The following is a 9,682-nucleotide window of genomic DNA, read 5'->3' as shown; positions in this document are numbered from 1 at the left end:
GACAATTGAAGAACTGGACCTTTCTGTTCGTTCATATAACTGCTTAAAACGTGCTGGCATCAATACTGTTCAAGAGCTTGCTAACAAGACTGAAGAGGATATGATGAAAGTACGTAACTTAGGACGTAAATCTCTTGAAGAAGTTAAAGCAAAGTTAGAAGACCTTGGCTTAGGCTTACGTAAAGACGATTGATCCCTAAACGATTGTAACGATTCAACAAAGGAGGGAACCTTAATGGCATACAGAAAGTTAGGACGTACAAGTTCACAACGTAAAGCATTATTACGTGACTTAGCTACTGACCTAATTATCAATGAGCGCATTGAAACAACTGAAGCTCGTGCGAAAGAACTTCGTTCAGTTGTGGACAAAATGATCACTTTAGGTAAACGTGGTGACTTGCATGCACGTCGTCAAGCATCTGCATTCATCCGCCATGAAGTAGCAAATGCTGAAGACAACCAAGATGCAATTCAAAAGCTATTCGCTGACATTGCCCCACGTTACACTGAGCGCCAAGGTGGATACACTCGTATCATGAAACTTGGACCTCGCCGCGGTGACGGTGCTCCAATGGTAATCATTGAGTTAGTATAATAGATAAGCGTTACATTACAACAAGGGCGGGAGGACAGTTTGTTAACTGCGCTTCTATGCCCTTTTTGTATAACTATATACGTTACAAAAAGCAGAGCGTTATGATGAGCATCTCTTGAGTGTCTCGTCTAGCTCCATGCACCTCTTCCAACTTCTATAAGTAGAAGCTGTTCATCTGATGAACTATGCTGACTCGAAAACTGTGTCAGCCTATGGAAAGGGGTGCAGGCTTTTTTTGTATATAGAGATATTTTTCACTAGAGCAGAGTTGAGTATTACTTATTTTCGCATGATTATTGTCAGAGAAGAGCAGAACGCCGATTCTATTCAGACTCTTCATCGTCTTTAAAAGCGTGGAGCATTATAAATAAAACAGCTTGCGAAATAAAAACTATAAATGAGATGAGCCTGAGCCTAGGGGAGGTAAGCTATTGATGAACCAATTAATATCTATAGAGAACGTTTCCTTTCGTTATGATGATCAAAAGCAATTTGCCCTTAAAGATGTTAACCTTAAGGTTTATGAGGGGGAATGGCTAGCAATTGTCGGTCATAATGGATCTGGGAAATCAACATTGGCAAAAATGTTAAATGGTCTACATTTTCCAGAGAGTGGTACAGTCAGGGTAGGAGAGTATTTATTGTCTGAAGAAACCGTTTGGGATATCCGTTCTAAAATCGGAATGGTTTTTCAAAACCCTGATAATCAGTTTGTTGGAACGACGGTTGAAGATGATGTGGCTTTTGGTTTAGAAAATCATGGGGTTCCACATCTTCAAATGGTGGAACGTGTTATACACTCCCTTGACCGAGTCCAAATGGGCGAGTTTCTTAATCAAGAGCCGCACCATCTATCAGGAGGACAGAAGCAGCGGGTTGCGATCGCAAGCGTCGTTGCCCTTGAGCCTGATATTATCATCTTAGATGAAGCAACTTCTATGTTGGATCCTAAAGGTAGACAAGAAGTACTTAAAACGATTAATGAAATAAAGAAAGATCGAAACTTGACCGTAATTTCTATTACTCATGATTTAGAGGAAGCTGCACAGGCAGACCGAATGGTTGTTTTAAATCAAGGAGAGGTTTATAAGGAAGGATTACCAAAAGAAATTTTCAGGTTGGAAGATGATTTAATTGCGCTTGGTTTGGATGTTCCCTTCACTTTAAAATTGGCAAAAGCTTTGAAAAAGAATGGATTTAATAGTGAGAAACGTTATTTAGTAGAGGAAGATTTGGTGAAAGATCTATGGACATATCACTTAAACAAGTAGAATACCGATACTCTTTGGGAACACCCTTTGAAAAGCTTGCCATAAAAGATATTGATCTCGAAATTCCAAGTCAAATGTATTTAGCCGTCATCGGTCATACTGGTTCAGGGAAATCCACACTTTTACAACATTTAAATGCTCTATTGAGACCTACTTCAGGGGAAGTCAAGATTGGAGATACCACGGTAACTTCCAATAAGAAGCCAAAAGGCCTAAAACCCATTCGCCAAAAGGTTGGGATTGTTTTTCAGTTTCCAGAACATCAATTATTTGAGGAGACGGTTTTGAAGGATATTTGCTACGGCCCTATGAATTTTGGCGTTTCCCAAGAAGAAGCAGAAAAAAGAGCCCTAAAGCTCATCAAACAAGTTGGACTTCCAGAGAGCATTCTAGAAAAATCACCTTTTGATCTATCAGGCGGACAAATGAGAAGAGTCGCGATTGCGGGTGTACTGGCATTGAATCCTGATGTGATCGTTCTGGATGAACCAACAGCTGGCTTAGATCCAAGGGGTCGTAAAGAGATCATGGATATGTTTTATCAGCTTCACAAAGAAAAAGAGTTAACGACCATATTGGTTACCCATAGTATGGAGGATGCCGCGTCCTATGCGGATGAACTGGTGATTATGCAGAAGGGGAGAATTAAGGGAAGAGGGAAACCAGTTGAGATTTTTTCAAAGCCAGAAGAGCTGCTCGAGCTTGGCTTGGATGTACCTGATGTCGTCAGGTTTCAGTATAAATATGAGAAGCAATTGGGGCGTCCCCTTTCTAAAACATGTCTATCAATTGATGAACTAGCTACTGAAATTATGAAAGAACGTGAGCGAGGTGACGTCAAATGATGGATAAAATGATTATAGGTCGTTATATTCCTACGGGTTCTTTTGTACATCAATTGGATCCACGATCAAAACTATTATTTATTTTTACCTTTATTTGTATTGTCTTCTTAGCCAATAATGCTATCACCTACATGGTACTCGGACTCTTTACAATCTTATCAATCATGATGACGAAAGTATCCATTCGATTCCTTTTTGCAGGACTAAAACCAATCCTTTGGCTTGTTGGATTCACGTTTCTCCTGCACTTGTTTTTTACAAAAGAAGGAGAGGAATTAGTGCGTTTAGGATTTTTCTCAATTTATGAAGAAGGCTTACGGCAAGGAATTTTTATATCACTTCGTTTTCTCTATTTAATACTTGTTACATCTTTGTTGACTTTAACGACCACACCTATTTCCATTACTGATGGATTAGAATCATTATTAAATCCTTTGAATAAATTTAAATTTCCTGTTCATGAATTAGCCTTAATGATGTCGATTTCTTTGCGATTCATTCCGACGCTGATGGAAGAAACAGAAAAAATTATGAAGGCACAAACAGCAAGAGGTGCAGACTTTAGTAGTGGTCCTATTAAGGAAAGACTTCAAGCAGTGGTCCCATTACTTATTCCCTTATTTGTAAGTTCTTTTAAACGAGCGGAGGATTTGGCTACTGCGATGGAAGCTAGAGGATACCGAGGTGGAGAGGGACGAACAAAATACCGAGTATTGCAATGGACGTGGAAGGATTCAACGATCCTATTGGTACTTGTAGGATTAGGACTTATATTATTTTTATTAAGAGGATAATGGGAGTGGTGATATGCCACGATTTAAGTGTTTAGTTTCCTATGATGGTTCTGGATTTTCAGGGTACCAGGTACAGCCCGATAAAAGAACTGTACAAGGAGAAATTGAGAAGGCACTAAGTAAAATTCATAAGGGTTCCTTTGAAAGAATTACAGGATCAGGGAGGACCGATTCAGGAGTTCATGCAATGGGTCAAGTTTTTCATTTTGATAGTAATCTAAATATATCTGAAAAGAAATGGCCCACTGTTTTGAATAGCCTTCTATCTAGTGATATTTCCATTCTTTCTGCTGAAGAAGTGGGGCTCGATTTTCATGCCCGTTTTTCAGTGAAAAAGAAGGAATATCGATATAAGATTCATTTACAAACTGTCAGAAATCCTTTTACAAGGCATCAAGCTTTTCACTATCCCTACCCACTTAATGTAGAGGATATGAGGAAGGCAAGCCTTGCTTTTATAGGAGAACATGATTTTACAAGCTTTTGTTCATCGAAAACAGATGTAGAAGATAAAATCAGAACCATCTATTCCATTTCTCTTAATGTTGATGAAGAAAATCTTATCATTTCATATGAAGGAAATGGGTTTCTCTATAATATGGTTAGAATCATAACGGGGACTCTTTTAGAGGTTGGTAGAGGGAAGATAACTCCAGAAAATGTGACAGAAATACTTAAGGCAAAAGACCGTACAAAAGCGGGGAAAACAGCCCCACCAGAAGGGTTGTATTTGTGGAAAGTTACCTATTAATAGGGATGGTCACAACCCGAGATACGGCTATTTCTAAAAAGTATTTCTAAAACAACTAATCCTGGTGTAACATTCTCTTGACATCAGCTTCTGAACAAGATATTATAGCATATGGTATGTTATTAACCCCACGATAAGCCCCGGAATCTTATTGTGATTATAAATACTATGAAATTTGATATTTTTAGGAGGGTAAATAATGCGTACGACGTATATGGCTAAAGCTAATGAAATCGATCGTAAATGGTACGTTGTTGACGCTGAAGGTAAGACTTTAGGTCGCCTTGCAAGCGAAGTAGCATCGATTCTACGCGGTAAACACAAACCAACTTTTACACCACATGTTGACACTGGTGATCACGTGATTATTTTAAATGCATCAAAAATTGAACTAACTGGTAAAAAGCTTACTGACAAGATTTACTACCGTCACAGCCAACACCCAGGTGGTTTAAAATCTCGTACAGCTCTTGAAATGCGTACGAACTACTCAGAGAAGATGCTTGAGCTTACGATTAAAGGTATGCTTCCAAAAGGATCTTTAGGCCGTCAAATGTTCAAGAAATTGCACGTATTTGCTGGCGCTGAGCATAACCATCAAGCACAAAAACCAGAAGTGTACGAACTTCGTGGATAATTAATAAATTCAGAGGAGGGTATTATCTTGGCACAAGTTCAATATTACGGAACTGGTCGTCGTAAGAGCTCAGTAGCTCGTGTACGTTTAGTACCAGGTAACGGTAAAATTGTTATTAACGATCGTGAAGTAGAAAACTACATCCCATTTGCAGCGTTACGCGAGGTTATCAAACAACCTCTAGTTGCTACGGAAACTCTTGGCAACTATGACGTATTAGTAAACGTTCATGGTGGAGGATATACAGGTCAAGCAGGCGCTATCCGTCATGGTATCGCTCGTGCTTTACTTCAAGCAGATCCTGAATACCGCGGAACATTAAAACGCGCAGGATTATTAACTCGTGACGCACGTATGAAAGAACGTAAAAAATACGGTCTTAAAGGTGCTCGTCGTGCTCCACAATTCTCAAAACGTTAATATTATTTTCGTTTCATCCCAGTCGAATTATTCGGCTGGGATTTTTTATTTTTCATGTGTGCCAGGTATAATAGTGCGAAATTGTACCTGGCACAGGATTAAGAGCAGCCAACCCATCCACTTCATGCATTTTCTGGAAGACACATAATTGGAAACCATTGCTCGCATGAAGCTTAAGGGATTGTAGGAAAATACGTTCAAAGGGGTGGATTTCTTTGAATGTTATTACAACATTTGATGCTAAGAGAAGAGAAAAACAAATAAAACATGAGAGAACTTTACTTCGAGAGATATCCATAAAGATGCTTCAGGAGAGTGTGAAAAAACATTTTGGTCAGATGAAGATTCAAGGTGGAGTATATATGCAACAAGGATTTGATGAAGCATGTTATGATGTCGCGATTGAAGCTTACTTATTAGGAGGAAAGATTAGTAAGTTTGGTCTTAGAGGTGAAGGAATGGACCAAGTCAAACTTAGGTGTGATGAAGAAATGAAACATCTTATTGATACCCTGTATAACTTCTGGCTTTACTGGTCTGAAATAGGAGTCTCTAACTCAATCGATGAATCCTTTTACTATAGCTGTGAATACTTTGTAGAGAATTGGTGGACAGAAGGGTTCACTAATGGAATGAAGCGGCACAAATTAAGACTTCATTAAAGAATAAGAATTAGGTTCTATTTTTACTCCTTGTCCCATATTTTTTTAAAGAGGTGGGAAGGGGGATAAGAATGAAATCGAAGGTCAAGATCGCCTCCCTAATAGGAGCGGCTATTATTTTACTTTTTTTGATTCAGTATAAAATTTTAGAAAAGGATACCTGGGAATCCTGGAACCTCCCATTAACGGGGAAAATTATTTATCTCGATCCTGGGCATGGTGGACCAGATGGGGGTGCAGGTGATAAAAACGCATTAGAGAAGGATATCGCATTAGATGTATCTTTAATGCTAAGAGATTATTTACAAGAACAAGGGGCATTAGTTATTCTTACAAGGGAAGAGGACAAAGACTTAGCTCCAGAAGGTACACGAGGCTATAGCAGAAGAAAAGTTGAAGATCTCCATAAACGGTTGAAACTCATCAATTCCTCAGAAGCCGACTTGTTCTTAAGCATACATTTAAACTCAATTCCATCATCTCGATGGAGTGGGGCCCAAACCTTTTACAATCCTAAATATAAAGAAAATAAAGCCTTAGCGAAATCGATTCAAGGAGAATTGGTCAGGAATTTAGAAAACACGGATCGAGAGGCGAAAGGAATTCAAAACGTATATATTTTAAAGAATGCCAAAAAACCAGGGGCTCTTGTAGAAATTGGGTTTTTATCGAATCCTGAAGAAAGAGCCAATCTTATGAAGTCAGATTATCAAGAAAAAGTAGCTGCTTCCATTTATGAGGGAGTATTGAAATATTTAACAGAACCAACCGATGAAGAGTAGAATCTTCGTTGGTTTTTTTGAGCGTGATAGAATAAAGTAAAAAACGAATATGTTATACTAAAATAAGATGTAAACGAATTCACAGCAAAGGATGTGTTTAGTAATGGTAACAGAGCAACAGGTTCGTGAGTTATTATCTAGTATAAATGATCCTTTTTTACATAAATCCTTAAAGGATACAAATGGGATTCTTGAGGTGAGTATTAAAGAGGAGAAGAAGCATGTAAGTGTAAAAGTGGCCATTGCCAAAACAGGTACAGGTGAACAATTACAACTACAACAAAAAATCGTAAAATTACTTAAAGATAATGGTGCTGAAACAGTCGGTATTCGCTTTGCTGATCTACCAGCTGATGAACTCGAAAAACATAGAGGATCAGGGGCAGACCCTGATAGCGGCAATTTACTATCGCCAGCAAGTAAAACGACTTTTATAGCCATTGCTAGTGGGAAGGGCGGAGTTGGTAAATCAACTGTATCCGTAAACTTAGCTGTTTCATTAGCGAGACAAGGGAAAAAAGTAGGACTGGTGGATGCCGACATTTATGGTTTTAGTGTACCGGATATGATGGGCATTGCCAAAAGACCTGTAGTACGTGGAGAGAGAATCATTCCTGTTGAACGATTTGGAGTAAAAGTAATTTCTATGGGATTCTTTGTAGAAGATAATGCCCCTGTTATTTGGAGAGGACCAATGCTTGGGAAAATGTTGAATAATTTCTTTGGAGAAGTCGAGTGGGGTGATCTTGATTATCTATTATTAGATTTACCGCCAGGAACAGGCGATGTTGCCCTCGATCTTCATACAATGCTTCCACATTGTAAAGAAATTATTGTAACGACTCCTCATCCAACAGCGGCATTCGTAGCAGCACGTGCTGGAGCAATGGCGCTACAAACAGATCATGAGATACTAGGTGTTGTAGAGAACATGTCCTATTTTGAAAGCAAATCAACAGGTGAAAAAGAATATGTTTTTGGACAAGGCGGGGGAGAGAAGCTTGCAGAAGAATTAAGAACAGAGCTTCTAGGAAAACTGCCATTACAACAACCGGATTGGAATGAAGAAGACTTCGCACCATCCATTTATGCCGAAGACCATCGCTTAGGGGAAATCTATGGAGAGATCGCGTCAAAAGTGATTGATTCATTGGCCGTTAAATCTTAAAAGCAGACATGATTTCAAAGATCATAAAACAAGGACTGTTCTACATGAACAGTCCTTGTTTATGATTATTGGCCGCCACCGCCGCCACCTTCTGAAGGTTCTGAACCGCCACCACTTTGGGCGCCTTGGCCGCCTCCTTGTTCACCGCCACCTTTTTGTGGCATTTCCTCAGCAGCTTTTAATAGAATATCTTCCATTTTGGCTTTAAAAAGTGGGCTTTCTAAAGTTTCGGTAATAACCTTTTGAAGGTGCTCACGGTATTCTTTACTTTTAAGAGCTTCTCCAATTTCCTTTTGAATTTCTGGATCTTTTAATATATCCATCATCATACCTTGATATTCAGGATCTTTCATAAGGTCTTTAAGAAGCTTTTCATGTTCTTTTTTCATACTCTTTGCCATTGCTTCAGCAAATTTTGGATCTTCAAATGACTTTTTCCAAAACTCAGTGCCTTTGTCAGAAGTGAGTGTTTTCGTAATGGTTTCTGTTACCACCTTTTGATCCATCACTAAGCTTTGTTTCACTTTTTCATCGCTCATGATTTCTTCAATCGCTTTTTTTCCATCATCGGATTTTAATATATCAACTAACATTTTTTTGGTTTGTTCATAATCCATTTGTCCACCGCCTGACTCTCCTCCGCCACCGCCACAAGCGGTAAGGATCAAAATCAGGAGAAAAAGGAGAAAGGATAATTTTTTCATAAAAGAAACTCCTTTCATCTATCAAATATCCTTATGATTAATATGAGATAAATGAAAAAAAATATACCATGACTAGCCTATGTGTAGATTTTTCAAAAACTGGTTGGTACAATCAATAGAGTGTAGAAAATAGTAATGGAGGATAATGAAGTGACCATCCGAAATTGGATTCGATTATTTTTTTCCACTTTATTCTTAGGTGGGTTTGTTACAGCAATATTAGGGATTATCGTTAGATGGAATGAGTTTGCACCATTATTTTCAAACATGGAAATAGGCAGAATCATTTCTACATTTGTCTGGTTTATATTTGTTGGTTTTACGTTTAGTGTCATTAGTCAGATGGGCTTCTTTGCCTATCTTACGGTACATCAGTTTGGATTAAGGATGTTTAGGTCTTTATGGAATCCTGTGCAGTTACTGGTTATTGCTATTGTATTGTTCGATCTTATATACTTCCGGTTTAAAGCCTTCGCAGGTGAAGAGGAGTCTCTTCTTCCTTATATAATCTTAGCGATCTTTATCTTTGTCGTAGGAATAGTCGTAGCATTTTTCAAAAACAAACAAGCAAAACAAAATACATTTGTTTCCGCGTTGTTCTTTATGGTAGTCGTTACCGTACTTGAATGGCTGCCAGTGCTTCAAGTAAATGCAAGTAAGTGGTTGTACTTAATGCTTTTTGCATTATTAGCATGCAACGCTTATCAGCTTTTAATGCTTCCTAAATACAATGCCCGGTCTGTTAAAGATAAAGGAAATGGGAAAACCTCAGTTAACTGATAAAGGGTCTATCCAAAAAGGAATCAGGAACCATATGTTCGTCAATAGATGGTTTTTCTTCTATCTATTGAAGTAATGGTTCCTGGGTCTTTTTTATATGTATGTACTTTCCGTATTAATGGAGGATAGTATAACATGTGCATAAATTTGAAATCTCATGCCTTAAATAGTCGCTTTCGGTTTGACCCCCTAATTCCTAACACCAGCTTCGGTAAGCTCGATTTTTCTTAGTTTCTCATTTTGGGGCAATTCCTTCTTCACTTTTTGCCG

13 protein-coding genes are annotated in these 9,682 nt (G+C 38.4%); 12 read left to right on the top strand and 1 reads right to left on the bottom strand.

The genetic code is table 11. The annotated features are described in order from the left end of the window. From JOC86_RS24470 to JOC86_RS24420, 11 genes are all read left to right on the top strand, one after another. A partial coding sequence (locus JOC86_RS24470) for a DNA-directed RNA polymerase subunit alpha C-terminal domain-containing protein (protein WP_275583435.1) occupies nt 1-193 on the top strand: 193 nt, incomplete at its 5' end. Nucleotides 194-235: 42 nt separating this feature from the next. Further along, nucleotides 236-598 (top strand): 50S ribosomal protein L17, encoded by a 363-nt coding sequence (gene rplQ / locus JOC86_RS24465; protein WP_205176320.1) that lies wholly within the window; start codon nt 236-238, stop codon nt 596-598. 434 nt (nt 599-1,032) lie between these two features. Then, nucleotides 1,033-1,869: an energy-coupling factor ABC transporter ATP-binding protein gene (locus JOC86_RS24460; RefSeq protein ID WP_205176318.1), complete on the top strand. Its 837-nt coding sequence runs from the start codon at nt 1,033-1,035 to the stop codon at nt 1,867-1,869. Next, complete coding sequence (locus JOC86_RS24455; RefSeq protein WP_205176316.1) at nt 1,845-2,714, top strand: energy-coupling factor ABC transporter ATP-binding protein; 870 nt, start codon at nt 1,845-1,847, stop codon at nt 2,712-2,714. The genes JOC86_RS24460 and JOC86_RS24455 overlap by 25 nt, the downstream gene beginning before the upstream one ends. Continuing rightward, on the top strand, nt 2,711-3,508 hold the full coding sequence (locus JOC86_RS24450; RefSeq protein ID WP_205176314.1) for an energy-coupling factor transporter transmembrane component T family protein: 798 nt from the start codon (nt 2,711-2,713) through the stop codon (nt 3,506-3,508). The genes JOC86_RS24455 and JOC86_RS24450 overlap by 4 nt, the downstream gene beginning before the upstream one ends. Nucleotides 3,509-3,521: 13 nt before the next feature. After that, nucleotides 3,522-4,259 (top strand): tRNA pseudouridine(38-40) synthase TruA, encoded by a 738-nt coding sequence (gene truA / locus JOC86_RS24445; protein WP_205176312.1) that lies wholly within the window; start codon nt 3,522-3,524, stop codon nt 4,257-4,259. Between the two features lie 199 nt (nt 4,260-4,458). Beyond that, a complete protein-coding gene (rplM, locus tag JOC86_RS24440) occupies nt 4,459-4,896 on the top strand; it encodes a 50S ribosomal protein L13 (protein WP_205176310.1) in 438 nt (145 codons plus the stop codon). Between the two features lie 27 nt (nt 4,897-4,923). Next, a complete protein-coding gene (gene rpsI, locus JOC86_RS24435) occupies nt 4,924-5,316 on the top strand; it encodes a 30S ribosomal protein S9 (protein WP_205176308.1) in 393 nt (130 codons plus the stop codon). Nucleotides 5,317-5,531: 215 nt separating this feature from the next. Further along, nucleotides 5,532-5,978, top strand: coding sequence for a DUF2521 family protein (locus tag JOC86_RS24430; RefSeq protein WP_205176306.1), 447 nt, complete (start codon nt 5,532-5,534; stop codon nt 5,976-5,978). A 71-nt stretch (nt 5,979-6,049) separates the two neighbouring features. Next, entirely contained in the window at nt 6,050-6,760 is a 711-nt protein-coding gene (cwlD, locus tag JOC86_RS24425) for an N-acetylmuramoyl-L-alanine amidase CwlD (RefSeq protein ID WP_205176304.1), read from the top strand. 103 nt (nt 6,761-6,863) lie between these two features. Then, complete coding sequence (locus JOC86_RS24420) at nt 6,864-7,928, top strand: Mrp/NBP35 family ATP-binding protein (protein WP_205176302.1); 1,065 nt, start codon at nt 6,864-6,866, stop codon at nt 7,926-7,928. A 65-nt stretch (nt 7,929-7,993) separates the two neighbouring features. Here the strand turns inward: JOC86_RS24420 and gerD are convergent, their stop codons facing one another. Further along, nucleotides 7,994-8,632, bottom strand: coding sequence for a spore germination lipoprotein GerD (gene gerD / locus JOC86_RS24415; RefSeq protein WP_205176300.1), 639 nt, complete (start codon nt 8,630-8,632; stop codon nt 7,994-7,996). A gap of 135 nt (nt 8,633-8,767) precedes the next feature. Here gerD and JOC86_RS24410 point away from each other — a divergent pair, with 135 nt between their 5' ends. Next, nucleotides 8,768-9,412 carry a KinB-signaling pathway activation protein gene (locus JOC86_RS24410; RefSeq protein WP_239587834.1) on the top strand — a complete coding sequence of 215 codons (645 nt, stop codon included), beginning with the start codon at nt 8,768-8,770 and terminating at the stop codon, nt 9,410-9,412. The last annotated feature ends 270 nt before the right edge of the window (nt 9,413-9,682 follow it).

It is taken from the genome of Rossellomorea pakistanensis (assembly GCF_016908495.1).
GTDB lineage: Bacteria > Bacillota > Bacilli > Bacillales > Bacillaceae_B > Rossellomorea > Rossellomorea pakistanensis.
This window is presented reverse-complemented; position numbering and strand designations above follow the sequence as displayed.